The sequence below is a fragment of the Tenacibaculum sp. 190524A02b genome (assembly GCF_964036645.1).
Classification (GTDB): Bacteria; Bacteroidota; Bacteroidia; order Flavobacteriales; family Flavobacteriaceae; genus Polaribacter; species Polaribacter vairaonense.
The window spans coordinates 4,803,735-4,820,265 of record NZ_OZ038525.1 but is presented as its reverse complement, the minus strand read 5'-3'; the positions used below and the strand labels follow the sequence as shown (position 1 = coordinate 4,820,265).

Sequence of the window (16,531 nt, the reverse complement as noted above, 5' to 3'; positions counted from 1 at the left end):
AAATAGAATATAAAGTGACCAATACAGTTTTTGCCCGTCTAAAGAATAAATTAATCAACCTCTTATGTTCGCTCGAAAAAAATCAGATATCTACTTAATTAAAAAGTTTTTAAGTAAAAAAGATGTCAGCGCTTTTGGTGAATTGTATGACAGATATACTGATCGTGTTTATGCTAAATGCCTTCGCTTTTTTCAGGATGAAAATAGAGCTAAAGATGCAACACAAGATATTTTTATTAAAATTTTATATGAGTTGCACTCAATTAAGGAGACGGAATACTTTTCTTCTTGGCTATATACTGTAACGTACAGATATTGTATAGATGAATATAGGAAAGAGAAAAAGAATTTCTTTAAAGATTCAGATATACCGTTAAAAGTTTATTATGAAGAAGATGAAAATGTTTTTAATAATTTCTATTCTGAAATTCTTGAGAAAGGATTAGAAAAACTAAACATAGAAGAAAGAACAATTATCATGATGAAATATATTGACGAAATGAACATCAGAACAATTTCAGAAATATTAGGTATTGGCGAATCTGCTGTAAAAATGAGGTTAAAACGAACCAGAGAAAAATTAATTAATATCTGTAATATACTTATAAACAAAGAATATTAGTTATGGACAAAGGATTTAAAAATATAAATACCAAAATAAAGACGCCTAAATCTGTAAAAGATGATGTTATGTGGCATGTTGAAAAAGTCTTTTTAGTTGAAGCTATTTTTAAACATTTTACGATAACCTTTGGAAAATCGCTGATATCACTATTTAATAACAAACAAAAATAAACGGAAATAAAATGAAAAATGAACTAACAAACTGGCCTGAAGTTTTCAAAAGCTCTTTTTATAGCCTTTGGGAGAAAATTACACAATCTCTACCAAATATAGCCGCAGCACTCCTAGTAATTTGTATAGGTATTATTGTTGCTAGAATAATAAGTAAAATTATATCAGCTTTATTGACAAAATTTGGTAATACTAAAATGGGTAGTGTATTATCTATAGATGATAATAAATATGAAGAAAAAAGTAAAACAGAAATAATAGCATTGTTTTCTAAATTTTCTTACTGGATCGTTGTCTTATTCTTCTTAGTAGTATCATCTAACGTCCTTGGATGGACAATAGTATCACAAGAAATTGGTGAGCTATTTAGATATATACCTAAGCTTTTGAGTGGAATAATCATTGTTATTATTGGGTTATACATTGCTCGTTTTATTAAACATACTATCCTAAAAGCTATGAGTTCATTAGAAATGTCTGGATCAAAAGCATTAAGCTCAATGGCCTTTTATATAGTCTTAATATTTGTTGTAATAACCGCTTTGAATCAAATTGGTGTAGATACATTAATAATCAATCAAAACCTTACCATAATTATAGCATCCACTATTCTATCATTTGCAATAGCCTTTGGATTTGCATCAAGAAATATATTAGAAAGCTTTATTTCTGGTTCATACAGCAGAAAAAATCTCGAAATAGGTACAGAAATTATCATAGATGGATTTCAGGGTGAAATAGTGAAAGTTGATGCTGTAACTTTTAATGTTGATAATGGTAAGACAATTAAAGTTTTTCCTTTAAAGATATTAACTAATATAAACTATGAAATTATTAAGAAATAAATTCACAATTATTATTCATATGAAAAACAAGCTAATTCAAATGCTTTTTTTATCTGTTTTACTACTTAATTCGATAATTACAAAAGCTCAAGAGAATCAAGAGAACAAAGATCAGTTAACAGGATACTATTTAGGTTTTGAAGACGATAAATATAAGTTTTTATTTACCGAAGAAGCAACTGGAGAAAAAGAAACTATATTTTTCAATCAAGTAACAAACGAAGTTGTAAGTAAAATCGATTTAAGTAAAGAATATTATCACGGAGTTAAATTTATAATTACCTATAAAATAATTGAGAATTCTATAAGTAATCAGAAGAAAATTTATCGAATAATTAATCTCAAGGAAATTGATGAATAATAAAAGGTTTAACTATTATTTATAAGAAAACACAATGAGAGTTCCCACAAACAAGATAGAAGATCCCCCTATAAAAAAATCGACTGATTCCAAAATTAATGGAACCAATGAAGAGTCATTATTAAAGTTAATAGGAGAAATAACTTTACTCTTTACCGAATGTTTAGGAGAAGTAGCTGTAAGCTTCTTTAAAAAAAAATGAAACCGCACAAAAACGAATGCAGTTATTCTCTTTTTAGTAGAAATACCTTAATTAATGGAAAAATTAAAAGTGATTTTGATTCGATAAGATTTGAAGGTAAAATGAAAGGAGAAATTATATCCTGTAAGAAAATAATTACTGCTGCTTCTGCAGAAATTATTGGTAACCTAAAAGGAAAGTCAATAGTTCACAATGGATTATTGGAAGGTACAATTAAATCTGAAGAGTTATATTTGAAGGAAAATAGTATTACAAATGGAGAAGTCGTATCTAAAATTATATCCATAGAAAACGCTATTTTTAACGGAGATTTAATAATTTCAACTAAAGAAGACCAATACTAAAGAGAAATAATAATTGTATATATCGATTTTTTCAATTGAAATATTTATCTAATTACTTGGGTCTGTTAAATTAAAACGGAAACTGTTTTTTAAAACCGATTTAACAAAAAGAAACCATTAAATTATTTAAATAACTTTTAGAACTTCTGTATTGTAAAAAATACAGAAGTTAAACTTTAAGAACACTGAATATAAATACTTTGTTTTATAGGAAAACATGATAACTCGATAAACCATTTTAATAAGAAGATTATATGTCTATAATATCCTCTTATTCTACTACCTATTTGTTTTTGTATTCCTTTTGAAATTCATCAAAACTAAAAACAATAAGGTTTACTAATAACGCTACTCATATTACCCAATTAAATATTCAATTCTAAGGTCTCTTTTTTCGAGTGTTTTTTCTAAATTAAACTAGATATCCATATTAAATTTTTAGAGCACTGCATTAATACATATACTTTTTTAAAGCGTAGGTTGAGGATAGGCACTATCCCACAAGTTGCGTGATAAACTGGATTTAGAAGGGTTTACCCTCTGATATCCAGTAGTACGCTTACTTGCCGATAGCCTCCTAAATAATAAAGTCAGCTATCGCCCCACGCGACTCAATAGAGAGCGCACAACAATTACAGCAAAGCTGTTCCTTATTTCTTTTAAAAAGAGTAGATGAATAAATAAAAAAATCCAATACCATAAGGCACTGGATTTTTCTTGATAGATTTTCTAATTAAACCATCTGATATATTTCCTCAAACAATTGCTTGTCGAGTTTTTCCTGTTGTGAAAATGTCTTTTTGAGCGTACCATGTAAAACTGAATTGAAAGCATTATACCCAAGCCATAAATTAGGTTGTTCATCTAGTAATAAAGATTCGTAATCTAGTATTTCAAGTACTTCTCTTGCTTTTTTAGAAGGATTATCATTCTTGTCACTGCATTCGTAGCGAAATAGCTCTGTTTGATCCAGAACTGCTTTCACAAATTCTTCTGTATCAATAAGCTTAAAATCTTTCATCTGGTCAAATTTTTGTACGATACTGTAAAACTCATTATCTAGGAATTTAGAAAATAGATTGTTGAGCTTTGGCATAATAAGCTGGGTGTTGTTTCTACTGTGCTTGATGGAAAACGCAATTTGCTCTTGTGCAATATGTAAGCCATTAGAGCATACTTTGCGATAGAATCCAAAATGCCCAGATGTTTTCTCGCTTCCATCATAGGAATTCTTAAAACGTAGCATTGGTAGGATGGCATCCTGATTATTTTTCAGTGTAAATTGATTAGTGTCATCAATGATAAAATCGGTTACAAATGAGCGATCATCACGGTTAATTGTGCGCTTTTGATACTTTAGGTTTGCATCAATAAGCATTTGTTCGGCTTTTTTGAAAAACAATTCATTTGGTATGTGTCCATAGCGTTTTGATACAACATTAACAATCTTACCATTAGAGATTATGACATTTTCTAACCCTTTACGAGATTCCATCATAGTAAGGCTTTTTAATGGTCGAATAGCTGATGGGACGAATATCTCGTCTTTTTCTAATTTTTGTAAATACATAATTTATGATTTTAGATTAAACAATAATTATGCATAGCCAAAACGGAAGCTAAAATCTCAGCTCAAAAGGAAACGGAATAAACAAGCATAGGAATGAGAGATGGCTTTATGCCGTAGTCTTTTGACGGGAGTATTTTACGAGTTTACCTTGTGTGATTATTGTATGAATATAACTTTCTTTCCTCTTTATAGTTGTCATTCTTTCATGGAAACGTTTGTGGCTTAACCTTATTTTTATAGATTTAACTAGTCCTAAATAACAAAAAAAGCTCCCTTGTTAAAGAAGCTTTGAAAATCGTTATGCCTAAACGGATACTATTAATTCAAACTTTTAGAAAGAATATAATCAAAAGTGAAAACAGAACTTTGAGGCTCACATTGTTTTGTTGGAGGTTGTATTTTAATATTCTGCTTTCTCATAATCTCATTCACACTAGAAAAAAGACTTCTTTTTGCTCCACCTTGTTTGTCTGAACCATCCCTATTTAGATTCTCGGTAACTAATCTATTTCCTCTTTTGTATTCAACAACTGTATGTTTGTAGCTTCCTTTTTCATCAAAAATTATTGAGATTTCAGCTCGTACACCTTTTGTATAATCATCTAGATAAGATTGTTGTAAACGCTTAGCCTCTTTTAAAAATGGCGGTTTACTAATAATGATTTTCTCTAAATAGGTTTTTATGTCTCTAGTATCAGGTGTGTTATTTACAAGTAAAACAGCTTCTTCTATTTCTTTGTCACAGTTTAATCTCATATACCATCTATTTATAGGATTGATAGTATATGTCTTTCCATTAGAGATAACAGCTCTTAAATCTTGTAAGAAAAAGAAATATTGATTGTTCAACTGAGATTCTTTAAATTGTTGTGCTTCAGATTGAGGAACTGAAATTGTGTAGTTCTTTGTTTTATACCTATATAAATCATTTTCTTTTTTAAACTCAATACTTAACGTGAATTCTTGTTTTTCGGCATTGTAGGTTAATTTTTTTATTCTTGAGTCAGCATATTTTTTAAGTACTGGCGGATATTTTTTGATAAATTCATTGGTTTTAGCTCTTTTATCAATTTTACTTTTTTGTAGAGAACAAGCTTTTAAGGCCTCATTAAATGGTGTATCTAATTTTTCTAATTTTAGATTAATCTCTTTAGCAGCTTCTTTTTCTAAGTTTTTGTATTTATCCTTACGAGCTTGATATTGTTCTTTCGTTTCAAATTCTGATTTTGGTTTCATTAAATCACGATTTTCTGAAATGAAAGTCTTTAAAATTCCACTTTTCTTTTTCCATCTCCCTAAATATAAATTTAATGTTTTATTCTTCTGTTGTGCCTCTTCTTTTAGAGTAATTAATTTTCCGAACGACTTTTTTGTAACTGATTTATAGAGGTCTATTTCTTTTTGAATTTTTGAATTTACATTAGTAATATAAGATAGATTGGCTAAACTATCTGCTTCCTTTTGTATGGCTTCTATCCTTTTAGTAAAACTCGTACGCCTATAAGAACGATAGTTTTTGAAATATGACATTCTTTTCTTTTTTGCCAACTTAAAGTAACGTTCCGCTTGGTCACTTTTGTTTGTTCTTAAGTAATAATAACCGACATTAAGATATTCATTGTAGGTTAAACTACTTTTTCTATCCTTACTCTTTAAATCTAATACAGAGTTAAAACTTAGGGTAGTTGTTTGTTCTTGTGCTTTTAGTGGAGTCACAAAAAGGAAAGCTAAAAGTAGCCCCCAAATAAACTGTTGTTTCATAAGATGAATTTTTATTGCCTTTAGGAGCGAAAAGCGATGATTTTTTTGTTGAATTAATGGCAACAAAAAAGTGTGCCCCTATACTATTATGAACCCTACTAACTCAGGTATCGCCAAACACCACGGAGAATAGGAATAGAGATAGAAAGCACACCCAAAAAGGTAATGCAGTCTTACTATTCTTTCTCCTATTTTAAAATTGGCGATTTCGAGTTAGAGAAATAGTAACACGTTAATGTTGTTCTATTTATATGTTGATATTATGTTTTTTCTTATATATCTTTTTAAAAAATTATAGATTGTAAATATAGTTATTTTAAGCAATTAGTATGCCAATAAAAAACAAAACCCCGTTGAAAGAGCGGGGTTTCTAACTCGTGTATTGGCGACACCTGAGATTAGATTTCAAAGGCAATTAGTTGCGCTTCGATCTCCGCTTTACGAGTTTGCAGTGTAGATCGTAGAGTGTTTGTTACCAAATGTATTAAATTGGTGTTTGTCGTCATGAAACTTAAATTTTGAGAGTCAATAATCTCAAATCGAGCAGAATCACTTTGATTGTACTTAAACTTATTTAACTCGGTTAAAGTACTGGTTAAACGTTCTCTTTGTTGAGCTAAGCCTTTCATCTTTTCAAAGCGATCTAACTTTGATTGAAGGTCAATTACTGGAGCTGGAGTTTCAACAGGTTTCGGTTGCTCTTTGGTAATTGGAGTTGTTTTTTGTCCTGTAGCTTCTTTTGCTAATTTTTCTTGAACGGCTTTTTTAGCAGTTGCTGTTTCTTTTTTTGCTGTTCCATTTTGTTTTACTGTAGCTGTTGCCATAATTCTAAAAATTTTAAATTAAACATGATTTTTTAAGTGTTTGAAGGCTGTTATTATGAAGCGGTATCAAACACAATGCTTAAAATGTTGCAGGGTAGGACGAGACAAGCCAGAAGGAATATTATTTTGAGAATGCGAAGCCAAAAAATATTTCTTCTCCCGGAGGGCTTGGGCTTGTAAAAGCGATGGCAGAGCAACTAACTTTGCATTTGTTTGTATCCGCTGATAACAGTTTTTAAACTCTATCTATGTTTTATTGAATTTTGAATTATAGCAACACGGAAAATTAGAAATGGCAAAAAGGATGTACTTTAAAAGTGATCTCTATAAAAATATAAAGGACTATATTTCGAGTCCCAATTCATTCGCCAACTGATATGCTGTTTCTTCAAATGCAAACCATGCTAGAAAATTTTTTAAGTCGCCTTTAATAGTAAGTGGATGACCTATAGAATCTTCGTAATCAAGTCGAAGGCATTCGATTTCATTATAATATTCATTGTAGAATTTGTGAGTTTGTGAGTAATAGGTAAGAGAATAAACCCATCCTGAAACGCAACCATGTTGAAATAGACCTTCAAAGAAGTATTGTATTTCATCTTCATCTTGATGACAAGTTAATATTTCTTTGGCTACAAAGTTTCTAATAGAGTTAGCATTACTATTTGCAATTTCTTGAAGTTTTTTTACGAGACTCTTGTTTTGAGATGCATTCATAATAAAAAGAATTAAGGTTAAATACATCAAGCGTCACATCTCAAAGGCGTAAAAGTCAAAAGGACACTCTTTTGAAAAAAGAGGCAAACATTTGACCTTTTAAAAGCCGAAAGAGATAGCCTTGAAATGTATGTACTGATTCTTTGTTATGAATTCCTAAAAACTAAAATCTAAAACTGATAATTATTACGAAGAAAGTCTTACCTCTAAAAAGCCAAAGAAATAAATTCTATGTCTTTTTAAAGGTTATGGTATGATATTACAAAGTGGTTCGAAATTCTTTCAGTGTGGCCAGCCAAGCGTAATAACACTGTTTTTGACCCTCATTTAAGTCTTTCGTAGATTGGCTTTTTGGCGGTTCGAAGTTTAAGTTTTTGTGCTTTCTAAGATTTAAAATAGACAAGTAGACTTTTTTCGCTTCCATATTGACTTCTTTGCCCATTAGATAGTGGTTCGAAGATATTTTATTGAGAAGTATTTTTCTCTCTTTTGGAGCATAGTTTTCAAAACGCTTTTTAAGTCCTGCTAAAAAACTTAGCTCTTCTTCAAACCTAGTAATAATCTCATCTTTTTTAAAAGATTCAATACATTCTATTTCTTTTTCTAACTGCCCATTCTTTTCTTTAAAAATAACTTCATCAATCTCATCATTAAGGCGCATATCTAAAAGTCTACTTTTCTTCTTTTTCAAACGCTCAATTTTCTGTGCATTAAGTAGGTTTTCTCTTTGTTTTTCCTTTATTGAATTTATCTTTAATAATTCAAGCCATTTTTTACTCCATTGAATAAAATCTTCATTGACTTCAAATTTCCCCAAAAAACTAATAATTTCATTCTCTAACACATCTAATGTTATTGATTTCTGAGAACATTTAGTCTTAGATTTAGAACAATGATAATAAGTATAAAATTTTCCTTTATTGATCGTTGACAAAGTAATTTGATAGCCACAAGAGCAGACTTTAGGATGTTTTGCTGTATGTCTTTTTTTACATTTGGGACATTTATATTTTACTTTCTTTTCAGCAGTTATAGAACAAGTACATTCTCCACAGTGAAATAATCCGGTATATGTAAAACTACAACTGGTTTTTGATTTTCTCCCTTTACTTTTAAGTAGTGATTGAACTTTTTGAAACTCGTTATAGGTGACCATAGCTTTATGTTTACCAATTCCTTCATTTTTCCCATTGCGTGTTTTTCCGTAATAAAACGGGTTAATAAAAATTCCATGAAGAGTTCGAACACTTAAAGGAACATTTCCTGTCCTCTTTTTAGGTCTTGTTTTAAACCCCCAATCGTCATTAGCAATAGTACATATTTGCTTTAATGAGTAAACTCCTGTAAGAGCTAAATCCCAAAGTTTTCTTACAGTATCAAACCGCTCAGGATCAATCTCAATAGTCTTATCAACCTTATTGTTAATATAACCTTGTGGAGCAACATGACAATGACCACCATTTTTTATTTTAGTCATATTTCCCCTTTTGACATTATTTGATAAGTCACGACTGTATTGGTTAGACATTCCTATTTCTATAGATAAAGGAACCATATTATCCGTGGGAAGATATGTTTTATAAGGTGTCTTAATAAATTTCAAAATACCCTTTTCTAAACAGTGCAAAATAATTCCTCCCTCAATATGATTTCTAGCTAACCTATCTGCCTTCCAACATAAAATACCATCAATCTTTCCCTCATTAATATCTTGTAGCAACTGATTAAAACCATCTCTATTATTAGGTTTATATGCAGAAGCATTATCTTTATATGTCTTGAAAACCTTTATCCCCTCTCTTTGTTCTATTTCTTTAAGAACATCTACTTGAGATGCTATGGATTGTACTTGTCTCCCTGTATCTTCTTGAGATTTTCTAACATAGCGACCTATACGATAATTCATAAGATTAATTGACTGCATATAGTTTATTGTTAATAAACAAAAAGAGATGGTTCAGGCTTCCCAATCAAACAGTTATATTTATTGGCTGAACCACCTCTTTTTATTGGAGGGTTTTATACTATTTGAAATATGGGAAGCATCTATATTTTGAACTAGACTTTATTCATTGTCAATGAAATGACTTAACAGATGTAGTTTTCCTTGAGAAAAAGCATATATATACAATAAATCTTTCGCTTCCTCTTCACATTGTTTATCTGTCAATTGAATATTGTAATTATCCATAAATAGTTTTTTAAGCTCATCTAAAGCTTCTTGTGGTAATTTATACATTGAGAGAAACAAGGAAATAGACATCACTTATAAACCCACTATAGCAAATTCACCAAAAGAAAATTGAATAAAAAATAGATTCTTCCAAGTGTTTCATTCGTGGTATAGATGGTTTAATTATTATTTTTTATTTCATTTTATAAATGACTACATTTTATGGAGGGGCAGATTTCAAAATCTTACATCATAACTTTATTAGTGGTGATATGTCTCAAAAACTTTTTATGATGAAAGATTATGAATCAGAATCTGCCTGTTGGGGTAAAGGAGCAGTTATTCATCTGGATAAGGCAGAGCCTTTTTTGCTAAATATTATTCTAGAATGGTCACATAAAAATCCTAACGGATATGTAGGAGATGAAACAGCTCTATATTATTTAGTCAATAAATATATCGCAAAACAAACACATCAAAAAATAAGAAAATCTCATGCTAATTTTAAGAAAAGAACCAAGCGTATGCTATCTCTTCATAATTTAATTAGATCACATAAACCTATATTAAAAAAAGAAATTAAAAAAGTTACTGCATAGCAATACAAGTTATAAAGAACCAAGGAGATTTTCTCTCTGGTTCTTTTTTAATGGGAATATTATATATCCCCATTATCTGCAAAACTGTAGTAGCTATCTTCTGTAATGATTAAATGATCCAATACTTTTAAATCTAACGTCTCTGCTGAACGAATTATTTTTTGTGTTAGGTTTTTATCTGCGATTGATGGCTGCAACTTATTGGACGGATGGTTATGAAATAATATTATAGCCACAGAATTTGTAAGTAACGCACCTTGCATTAACACACGAATATCAACTAAGGTAGATGTAATCCCTCCAACACTTAACAATTGATATCCAAGTACATTATTTGAGTTGTTTAAATACATTGCATACATATGTTCACGATAAATGATTTGTTCTTTGGGAAAAAATGTACGAATACAGGTATCTGCTGATTGTGAGCTTGTAATTTTCTCAAAAATCACGTTACTCTTTTTCTGATAGGATAATTTAACTTCTCCAATTGCGAAATAATCAGTAGTTATAATATTTTCCATAATGCCGTTATTTTGATGAATAATTCTTTGGCATTACAGCAATCGTAAAAGCGGAAATAAAACATGGAGGAATTCTAGAGAAAATCCATGTAATTTTCCGTATAGATTAGCTTTGACAAAGAATTTATAGCAAAAGGCATTGGAAAATAGTACTATGATTATTTCATTGGAATGCATAAAAAAGAGCCATAGAAAATTTCATGGCTCTCGTTATTATTTTTAGTTGTTAAACATTTGGATCATAGAACAAATCAAATAGCTTCTTAGTGATTTCAACAAGGAAATACCAGATCTGTTCTAATGTAAAAATGATCCATTTAAAAAGGACTTTAGATAAATATGCAATTGCTTTCCCTACTTTTTTAATTACTGGAATTACTAATTTGAACGATTTAAAGGGAAGGTACTTATTTTCAACCTTAAACACAGCGCATACTATACTAATCCAAATGGATAGTACTGCTATTCCTACGATTAAGTTTACTATAATAGTCATTATTGTATGTAACATAATTTTTTAATTTTAAACGTTTATAATTCTGTTCTTTTTTTAAGTTTCCACTGCTTGTACCATGGACGAAGCTTTAGTATTGCCGCCTTTGATTTATGGATAAATAACATTTCATGAGGAGATAAATTTCTGATCTGCTGTGCCGAAATGAGTGGGATTCCCACAGGACGGTCGAGTATTTCTTTGGTTTCGTTTCCAACTAAATTGGATGCCCAAGCAGCATCGTCAGGAGATACGGCTGGGTAAATAAGCTTGTTCAAACAATTACTAGCAATGATCTTCTTTTTAGCAAATCCATACATATCTAGTTGAAATAAATCCTGTAAAAACAACATAATAGATACATTCCGCTTACGCATCACAACGATATAAGAATCGAGATTTTGAAGATAAAAAGCCCCTGCTTCATCAATATACGCATGCACGTCCAACTGCTGTTCTCCCTTTTCTGGAAGTCGCATACATTGTGCTAATAAAAACTTGTTGAGAATACTGAGCATTGCTTTTACACCACTGTGATTCAATCGATCTTCGCGCACCTGTATAAAAATTCCTTGTGGGATTTTACGGAGCGTCTCAATATCAAAATTATCATCACTAATAATTTCTGAAATGGTCTCATTGGTTACTAATTTTGCTATGGCAGACTTCGCTGTACTTACGACACTGAGAAGTACTTTGCTGTTTTCTGAACTGTTCGCAATTAGCGATTTATACTCGTCTTTCATTCGCTGATTGTTTCTTAAATGGGTCAAAATAAACCTATCGAGTTTTTCTTGTTCCACACTAAACCAATTTAAAAGCATATAAACCGTATGTAAGGTTTTAGCATATTCATTTTGAGAACTCGAAACAACCGTCCTCATCAGAAGTATTAACAAATTCTGTGCAGAATCTCGCCAGAAAGGATCACCAGAGTTTACCCCGTCATACTGAATTAAAATAAACAAACTTGCTAAATCCTCTATACCATTTGGCGTTCTAGCAGCGATCAAAAGAATATTGATTTTTAACGATTTTGAAGCATCATCAAGATTTATAACTTTGGTTATAAACCCTTGTTTTTCGAGCCATTTATGAGTATCTCTGTAAATATCCGAAGCAGGGTCGATCACCCAAAAACTATGTGGATATTTCATGCTTTTTTGAAGAATATTCCCCTTTATTAAAGTCGATTTTCCTCCCCCAGTAGGGCAAATTACCAATGTATTAAGTTTGGTAAATTGGGGTTTTAAATGTTTCTTCCCATCAAGGGAAATACCCAATGATTTGCTATGGAAAAATGTTCTTAGTTCCCAACGAGAAAGATAGGAAGCTGATCCATACAATCCCTCATTAGGTTTGATACTAAAGAATTTATTGTAAAATGACATAAATTTTATTTTTAAAAATGAATACTAACGAGTTCTACCTCGTTCTTTCTGTTTATCACGAATCGCTTTGAGTTGTTCTAGCTCTTGTAAAATTTCGTATCGCTCTGATTGCATATAGGTTTTGAGCCTATATTTACAGTTCTTATACCACGCACCAACAACAACTCCTTTTTTATTGGTATAAAGGGTTAGTTCTGGATGTTCTTTTTCAAGACGATTACACAGATCCGAGAAATTAGAAGCTTCAGCAGCTACCGTATTATAGAGGTCGGCTATAAAAGTCTTGTGATCCATCTTAGCAGTATGTTTCGGCTTCTTCTCTTGTGTTCTGTCTGGATGCGTATACACCAACGATTTTAAATCACCATACTTTTCTTGCTGATAATTCTCTAATTCAATATCCTGTCTTTTATAATCAGCCTTAGAAACACGAGTACTTTGACGACTTCTGATTTTGTTGGTAGAAATCAAGAAATGCCAGTGATAGTGCTGTATGCCATCTTCTTTAGTTATATCTGGCTTATGTAAGACACCATATACTAAAGCATCAGTATTATAGCCTCGTAATTCCAAATACTTATCAGCAAGGTCATACAGAATAGCTGGATTATCAGCTAAAACATTGCTGTCTTCACTTGAAAACGACATGATACAGTGCCGAAGGTTTTTAGACCTGTGGTGCTTATGTTCTGCATTTTCTAGATACACTTTGGTCAATTCTTCAGGAGTTGAAGCGAGTCCTGTATTTCTGAATAATTGAAGGTCTCCCTCCTGGTAACCTTTCAGAAAATACTTGATAAGCTTATCAAACCGTTGATTACTGGTAGGAAGCTGTTTAATGTACATCTTGTTCTTTTTTAATAGCATTAAGTATCATCTGAGCATAATCTAAAAATCTAGGATTTTTAGACTGCTCCTGACGAAAAAAGTTCTCTAATGAAACAGGTGTACAAAAGCTCAAATACAAATTCTGCAACGCATAAAACTCTTTTTTTAATTTCTCCATATCTGAACGATAGAGTTCATTATGTTTCCTTGCATTAGCATGAAAACTAAGGGTGTTTACGTTTGTTCCAATACGTATCAGATCAATGTGAATTTTGTGAACTAGCTCGTGAGATACCATCAGAAAAACTTCTTGATGATAGCCTTTATCAACCACCTGTTGAATAAGCTTAGTAACACTTATATTTAGCTTTTCAGCATCTTTTTTAAATGCTTCGTATTGCTCCAAAGAAAATGATAGCTCTAGCCTTTTCTGGTGTTTACGGCGCTTCTTCTGATTAACTCGTAATCTCGACTTACGCCACTCATTATAGAGTTCAAGTCTGCGCTCAGCAGTACACGCACTCTCGCCGATCTGTAACAAATACTTATCAAACGTCATCTTGTAAAAAATCAAAGTGATTCATGTTATATCATAGACTTCTAATTCCTCTGAAATTAGAATAAGAGATTCCGTGTCTAGAAATTTTAAAATTTCTGAACAGTGGGTAATAGTTCGATACATCTGTGAAAAAAGGGAGTGGAATTCACTCCCTTTTCTGTCCTCTTTAACGGCTTTTAGATTGGTCTTTTTCTTGTTGCTGTTTTTCTTCTCTGTCTTTTTGCAGTTTTGCTACTTCTTTATCAATTTGAATTTGTTCGGTTTTACTAACTGCTTCCGTTTTGCTAGGTGAATTTTTGAGAAGAAACTTCTTTTCATTTTTGGCATGAGACATACCTTCATGAAAAGCTTTCAAAACATGTTTCTTACTATGTCTCAAAATTTCTTTAATCAAATTATCAAGTAATTGTTTATCTGATATTTCAATTAACTCCCAACGATAGCCAAGACGATAGGCTGATATTCTTGAAGAAATGGTTGACCTGTTTACAATAAAAGCTTTTATTTTACTTAAATCTTTCATCATAATTTCTGAAAGTTGATTTCCACTTCAAATTGCCTGAAATACGTTGTCCAATATCGCTCTAGATAATATTGAGAATATTCATCTTCATTGGAAACAATTAAACAGTTTAATTCAACACCAGACATAACTTTTTCTGGGAAAATATAGTGTTCTCTGATTTTTAAGACGTGCTTTTGGGCTAACGTTATGGCATCTGATTCTTTAGTAAAATTGTCATTTTTGAAATTAATTACTGATGACATTTGTACTAAGTCTGTAATAACAATTGTTTTAAGCGGATGTTGAATCTTATTACTTAAAGGAACAATCATTTCGGCAATACCAGATTCCTTTGAGTTATATTCTAAAGTAGTAAGTGTATCTATTAATTTATTAATAAACGTTCTTTTATATTGTTCTACTTGCTTTTCATACAGTTCTATCTTTATGGGCGTTGGTTTTTCTTCGTAAGTAACAATGGATTCATCAAATTCAGGCGGATCATACACAATAACCTTAGAATTAGATTTAGATGCTGTGTTGTTAGATAGTAACTTTAATTCTACTCTAAAAATATCATCAGTTAAGTATTCCGCCAGGTTTTGGCGGAAATACTGTTTTAAATTCTCTTTATCTATTGTTGAAGATAAAGCTGGATCTACATAAATGGTAATTTCATCATCTGTACTACAAGATTGAAATACCAGAAAAAAAACACAGATTATTCTATATATAAATTTTTTCATGGTTCTTATTTTTTAAAATTAATACTGCTCAAACTCTTTTGTTCAAGTTCCTTAATAAAAGCCTCTCGTTCTTTGGCTTCACAATTTAAGTTGTATTCGATTACTCTTTTTTCTTGAGTTCCTTTTGTTTTTCCTAAATGGAATGCTTCCATAATTTTAGGCTCACAGGTAAACTCCAAAATTTCTTGAATGAGAGTTTCCAACGTTTCTTTGTTTGCTCCCAATAAAAGAGAGCTCCTAAAACCCAATTGAAAAGCAATCATTTCTTTTGTTATCAGTGATTTTTCCATAACTAAAAAGGTTTTTTTGAATGTTTTTCCAAATAATTTAAAAGGGATTCCCTTTTATAGAGTATTACTTTTCTTGTAGGTTGTGAAAATTCTATGACTCCGCTGTGCCTTAAATTCGCCATAGCTGACGTTTTTAAATTGAGCATGCTTTCTGCTTCCTTTTGTGTTAGCCATACTTTCTCATTTGAGTTTCCTTTGAATTCCTGAATGTATTGTATCAGGAGCTTAGCAAGTGAAGGTAAATCCCCTTCACTTACTACTAAATATCGTTGCTCCTTCATCGTTATAGTGTTTCAAAAATTACATTCTCAAAACCAAATCCATAACGATATACTTCCTTCCAATACACCTCTAAGAATTGCAATAAGCTATTATTCGCTTCCATATTTATCGGAACAACAAATCGTATTTGCTTAATTCCTGACAACGTTTTTTGCAACTCGAATTTTTTACCTAGCTTGGTTATATCTGATTGAGCAGCTAAAACTGCTTGTTTCTCATTACTAAAGCTATTTCTAGTCATATCTCTGAAACGAGATGATTCTACTGCATCTGTATAAAAATAAACACTTGCATTCTTTGCATTTAAACGAGCAATGGAGACAATTCCAGATAGTAATTCTGTCATTTTTGCACTCGTGTCATAACTATTTACAAAGGCAATCACTTTCTTCGCAAAATTCTTTTTTGCTTTCTTGATTTTATTACCAAACAACTGTCTCTGTACATCTACTTCATCATCAGAATAAAGCCCCGCATCAAACACAGGTTGTTCAAAAAAGAAGTTTTTTTTGTTCATCAAGCTGTTTGTTGCTTCATTTACGAATTTCACCTCTACAGTTGCTTTTTTTGCTTTACAAGCCTGCTTTATCACTTCGTAAATATGTCTGTCTTGCTTTGCGTTTTTCGCTTCCATTGAACCACTTTTATCGACTAATAAAAGGGTATAGCTTTCTTGCGCTACCACTGAAAGTGGTAGTACAAGAATTAGTATGATGGTCATT

At 31.1% G+C, this 16,531-nt stretch carries 23 protein-coding genes; 8 read left to right on the top strand and 15 right to left on the bottom strand.

Translation table 11 applies throughout. The features are described from left to right. The first annotated feature begins 64 nt into the window (after nt 1-64). From ABNT65_RS19795 to ABNT65_RS19770, 6 genes are read left to right on the top strand one after another with little or no spacing between them, the layout of a single operon-like run. A complete protein-coding gene (locus ABNT65_RS19795) occupies nt 65-622 on the top strand; it encodes an RNA polymerase sigma factor (RefSeq protein WP_348716958.1) in 558 nt (185 codons plus the stop codon). A 2-nt stretch (nt 623-624) separates the two neighbouring features. Further along, nucleotides 625-795, top strand: coding sequence for a hypothetical protein (locus ABNT65_RS19790; protein ID WP_348716956.1), 171 nt, complete (start codon nt 625-627; stop codon nt 793-795). Nucleotides 796-806: 11 nt separating this feature from the next. After that, entirely contained in the window at nt 807-1,640 is an 834-nt protein-coding gene (locus tag ABNT65_RS19785; protein ID WP_348716954.1) for a mechanosensitive ion channel family protein, read from the top strand. Continuing rightward, nucleotides 1,621-2,001 (top strand): hypothetical protein, encoded by a 381-nt coding sequence (locus ABNT65_RS19780; RefSeq protein WP_348746681.1) that lies wholly within the window; start codon nt 1,621-1,623, stop codon nt 1,999-2,001. The genes ABNT65_RS19785 and ABNT65_RS19780 overlap by 20 nt, the downstream gene beginning before the upstream one ends. Nucleotides 2,002-2,035: 34 nt before the next feature. Further along, complete coding sequence (locus ABNT65_RS19775) at nt 2,036-2,203, top strand: hypothetical protein (RefSeq protein ID WP_348716950.1); 168 nt, start codon at nt 2,036-2,038, stop codon at nt 2,201-2,203. Beyond that, nucleotides 2,200-2,547 (top strand): polymer-forming cytoskeletal protein, encoded by a 348-nt coding sequence (locus ABNT65_RS19770; RefSeq protein WP_348746680.1) that lies wholly within the window; start codon nt 2,200-2,202, stop codon nt 2,545-2,547. The genes ABNT65_RS19775 and ABNT65_RS19770 overlap by 4 nt, the downstream gene beginning before the upstream one ends. A gap of 733 nt (nt 2,548-3,280) precedes the next feature. Here the strand turns inward: ABNT65_RS19770 and ABNT65_RS19765 are convergent. The 6 genes from ABNT65_RS19765 to ABNT65_RS19740 form a co-directional block, all read right to left on the bottom strand. Further along, nucleotides 3,281-4,117 (bottom strand): DUF932 domain-containing protein, encoded by an 837-nt coding sequence (locus tag ABNT65_RS19765; protein WP_348746679.1) that lies wholly within the window; start codon nt 4,115-4,117, stop codon nt 3,281-3,283. Nucleotides 4,118-4,435: 318 nt separating this feature from the next. Continuing rightward, nucleotides 4,436-5,878, bottom strand: a complete 1,443-nt coding sequence (locus ABNT65_RS19760; RefSeq protein WP_348746678.1) for a hypothetical protein — start codon at nt 5,876-5,878, stop codon at nt 4,436-4,438. 398 nt (nt 5,879-6,276) lie between these two features. Beyond that, nucleotides 6,277-6,702 (bottom strand): hypothetical protein, encoded by a 426-nt coding sequence (locus ABNT65_RS19755; protein WP_348746677.1) that lies wholly within the window; start codon nt 6,700-6,702, stop codon nt 6,277-6,279. A gap of 342 nt (nt 6,703-7,044) precedes the next feature. Further along, nucleotides 7,045-7,419 (bottom strand): hypothetical protein, encoded by a 375-nt coding sequence (locus ABNT65_RS19750; RefSeq protein WP_348746676.1) that lies wholly within the window; start codon nt 7,417-7,419, stop codon nt 7,045-7,047. 259 nt (nt 7,420-7,678) lie between these two features. Beyond that, complete coding sequence (locus ABNT65_RS19745; RefSeq protein ID WP_348746675.1) at nt 7,679-9,343, bottom strand: recombinase family protein; 1,665 nt, start codon at nt 9,341-9,343, stop codon at nt 7,679-7,681. A gap of 141 nt (nt 9,344-9,484) precedes the next feature. Next, nucleotides 9,485-9,658 carry a hypothetical protein gene (locus tag ABNT65_RS19740; protein ID WP_348746674.1) on the bottom strand — a complete coding sequence of 58 codons (174 nt, stop codon included), beginning with the start codon at nt 9,656-9,658 and terminating at the stop codon, nt 9,485-9,487. A gap of 143 nt (nt 9,659-9,801) precedes the next feature. On the opposite strand from ABNT65_RS19740, the gene ABNT65_RS19735 reads away from it, so the two are divergent. Next, the gene (locus ABNT65_RS19735) at nt 9,802-10,191 is read left to right on the top strand and encodes a hypothetical protein (RefSeq protein ID WP_348746673.1); all 390 of its coding nucleotides are present in this window, start codon (nt 9,802-9,804) and stop codon (nt 10,189-10,191) included. A gap of 59 nt (nt 10,192-10,250) precedes the next feature. On the opposite strand, the gene ABNT65_RS19730 is transcribed toward ABNT65_RS19735, so the two are convergent. Further along, complete coding sequence (locus ABNT65_RS19730; protein WP_348746672.1) at nt 10,251-10,715, bottom strand: JAB domain-containing protein; 465 nt, start codon at nt 10,713-10,715, stop codon at nt 10,251-10,253. 308 nt (nt 10,716-11,023) lie between these two features. Here ABNT65_RS19730 and ABNT65_RS19725 point away from each other — a divergent pair, with 308 nt between their 5' ends. Next, nucleotides 11,024-11,236, top strand: a complete 213-nt coding sequence (locus ABNT65_RS19725; RefSeq protein WP_348746671.1) for a hypothetical protein — start codon at nt 11,024-11,026, stop codon at nt 11,234-11,236. A gap of 10 nt (nt 11,237-11,246) precedes the next feature. Here the strand turns inward: ABNT65_RS19725 and ABNT65_RS19720 are convergent, their stop codons facing one another. From ABNT65_RS19720 to ABNT65_RS19685, 8 genes are all read right to left on the bottom strand, one after another. Next, entirely contained in the window at nt 11,247-12,599 is a 1,353-nt protein-coding gene (locus ABNT65_RS19720; RefSeq protein WP_348746670.1) for a type IV secretory system conjugative DNA transfer family protein, read from the bottom strand. 24 nt (nt 12,600-12,623) lie between these two features. Next, nucleotides 12,624-13,445 carry a hypothetical protein gene (locus ABNT65_RS19715; protein ID WP_348746669.1) on the bottom strand — a complete coding sequence of 274 codons (822 nt, stop codon included), beginning with the start codon at nt 13,443-13,445 and terminating at the stop codon, nt 12,624-12,626. Continuing rightward, nucleotides 13,435-13,986 (bottom strand): hypothetical protein, encoded by a 552-nt coding sequence (locus tag ABNT65_RS19710; protein WP_348746668.1) that lies wholly within the window; start codon nt 13,984-13,986, stop codon nt 13,435-13,437. The genes ABNT65_RS19715 and ABNT65_RS19710 overlap by 11 nt, the downstream gene beginning before the upstream one ends. Nucleotides 13,987-14,152: 166 nt before the next feature. Then, nucleotides 14,153-14,512, bottom strand: coding sequence for a hypothetical protein (locus ABNT65_RS19705; protein WP_348746667.1), 360 nt, complete (start codon nt 14,510-14,512; stop codon nt 14,153-14,155). Next, a complete protein-coding gene (locus ABNT65_RS19700; RefSeq protein WP_348746666.1) occupies nt 14,509-15,237 on the bottom strand; it encodes a hypothetical protein in 729 nt (242 codons plus the stop codon). The genes ABNT65_RS19705 and ABNT65_RS19700 overlap by 4 nt, the downstream gene beginning before the upstream one ends. 5 nt (nt 15,238-15,242) lie before the next feature. Then, the gene (locus tag ABNT65_RS19695; protein ID WP_348746665.1) at nt 15,243-15,527 is read right to left on the bottom strand and encodes a hypothetical protein; all 285 of its coding nucleotides are present in this window, start codon (nt 15,525-15,527) and stop codon (nt 15,243-15,245) included. A 2-nt stretch (nt 15,528-15,529) separates the two neighbouring features. Next, on the bottom strand, nt 15,530-15,808 hold the full coding sequence (locus ABNT65_RS19690) for a helix-turn-helix domain-containing protein (RefSeq protein ID WP_348746664.1): 279 nt from the start codon (nt 15,806-15,808) through the stop codon (nt 15,530-15,532). Nucleotides 15,809-15,810: 2 nt separating this feature from the next. Continuing rightward, nucleotides 15,811-16,530 carry a hypothetical protein gene (locus ABNT65_RS19685; RefSeq protein ID WP_348746663.1) on the bottom strand — a complete coding sequence of 240 codons (720 nt, stop codon included), beginning with the start codon at nt 16,528-16,530 and terminating at the stop codon, nt 15,811-15,813. Nucleotide 16,531 lies beyond the last annotated feature (1 nt).

Excerpts from the sequence above, each read along its gene's own strand:
- ABNT65_RS19795 (WP_348716958.1), top strand. The coding sequence starts at position 65 with ATGTTCGCTCGAAAAAAATCAGATATCTACTTAATTAAAAAGTTTTTA.
- ABNT65_RS19790 (WP_348716956.1), top strand. The coding sequence starts at position 625 with ATGGACAAAGGATTTAAAAATATAAATACCAAAATAAAGACGCCTAAA.
- ABNT65_RS19785 (WP_348716954.1), top strand. The coding sequence starts at position 807 with ATGAAAAATGAACTAACAAACTGGCCTGAAGTTTTCAAAAGCTCTTTT.
- ABNT65_RS19780 (WP_348746681.1), top strand. The coding sequence starts at position 1,621 with ATGAAATTATTAAGAAATAAATTCACAATTATTATTCATATGAAAAAC.
- ABNT65_RS19775 (WP_348716950.1), top strand. The coding sequence starts at position 2,036 with ATGAGAGTTCCCACAAACAAGATAGAAGATCCCCCTATAAAAAAATCG.
- ABNT65_RS19770 (WP_348746680.1), top strand. The coding sequence starts at position 2,200 with ATGAAACCGCACAAAAACGAATGCAGTTATTCTCTTTTTAGTAGAAAT.
- ABNT65_RS19765 (WP_348746679.1), bottom strand. The coding sequence starts at position 4,117 with ATGTATTTACAAAAATTAGAAAAAGACGAGATATTCGTCCCATCAGCT.
- ABNT65_RS19760 (WP_348746678.1), bottom strand. The coding sequence starts at position 5,878 with ATGAAACAACAGTTTATTTGGGGGCTACTTTTAGCTTTCCTTTTTGTG.
- ABNT65_RS19755 (WP_348746677.1), bottom strand. The coding sequence starts at position 6,702 with ATGGCAACAGCTACAGTAAAACAAAATGGAACAGCAAAAAAAGAAACA.
- ABNT65_RS19750 (WP_348746676.1), bottom strand. The coding sequence starts at position 7,419 with ATGAATGCATCTCAAAACAAGAGTCTCGTAAAAAAACTTCAAGAAATT.
- ABNT65_RS19745 (WP_348746675.1), bottom strand. The coding sequence starts at position 9,343 with ATGCAGTCAATTAATCTTATGAATTATCGTATAGGTCGCTATGTTAGA.
- ABNT65_RS19740 (WP_348746674.1), bottom strand. The coding sequence starts at position 9,658 with ATGTATAAATTACCACAAGAAGCTTTAGATGAGCTTAAAAAACTATTT.
- ABNT65_RS19735 (WP_348746673.1), top strand. The coding sequence starts at position 9,802 with ATGACTACATTTTATGGAGGGGCAGATTTCAAAATCTTACATCATAAC.
- ABNT65_RS19730 (WP_348746672.1), bottom strand. The coding sequence starts at position 10,715 with ATGGAAAATATTATAACTACTGATTATTTCGCAATTGGAGAAGTTAAA.
- ABNT65_RS19725 (WP_348746671.1), top strand. The coding sequence starts at position 11,024 with ATGATCCATTTAAAAAGGACTTTAGATAAATATGCAATTGCTTTCCCT.
- ABNT65_RS19720 (WP_348746670.1), bottom strand. The coding sequence starts at position 12,599 with ATGTCATTTTACAATAAATTCTTTAGTATCAAACCTAATGAGGGATTG.
- ABNT65_RS19715 (WP_348746669.1), bottom strand. The coding sequence starts at position 13,445 with ATGTACATTAAACAGCTTCCTACCAGTAATCAACGGTTTGATAAGCTT.
- ABNT65_RS19710 (WP_348746668.1), bottom strand. The coding sequence starts at position 13,986 with ATGACGTTTGATAAGTATTTGTTACAGATCGGCGAGAGTGCGTGTACT.
- ABNT65_RS19705 (WP_348746667.1), bottom strand. The coding sequence starts at position 14,512 with ATGATGAAAGATTTAAGTAAAATAAAAGCTTTTATTGTAAACAGGTCA.
- ABNT65_RS19700 (WP_348746666.1), bottom strand. The coding sequence starts at position 15,237 with ATGAAAAAATTTATATATAGAATAATCTGTGTTTTTTTTCTGGTATTT.
- ABNT65_RS19695 (WP_348746665.1), bottom strand. The coding sequence starts at position 15,527 with ATGGAAAAATCACTGATAACAAAAGAAATGATTGCTTTTCAATTGGGT.
- ABNT65_RS19690 (WP_348746664.1), bottom strand. The coding sequence starts at position 15,808 with ATGAAGGAGCAACGATATTTAGTAGTAAGTGAAGGGGATTTACCTTCA.
- ABNT65_RS19685 (WP_348746663.1), bottom strand. The coding sequence starts at position 16,530 with ATGACCATCATACTAATTCTTGTACTACCACTTTCAGTGGTAGCGCAA.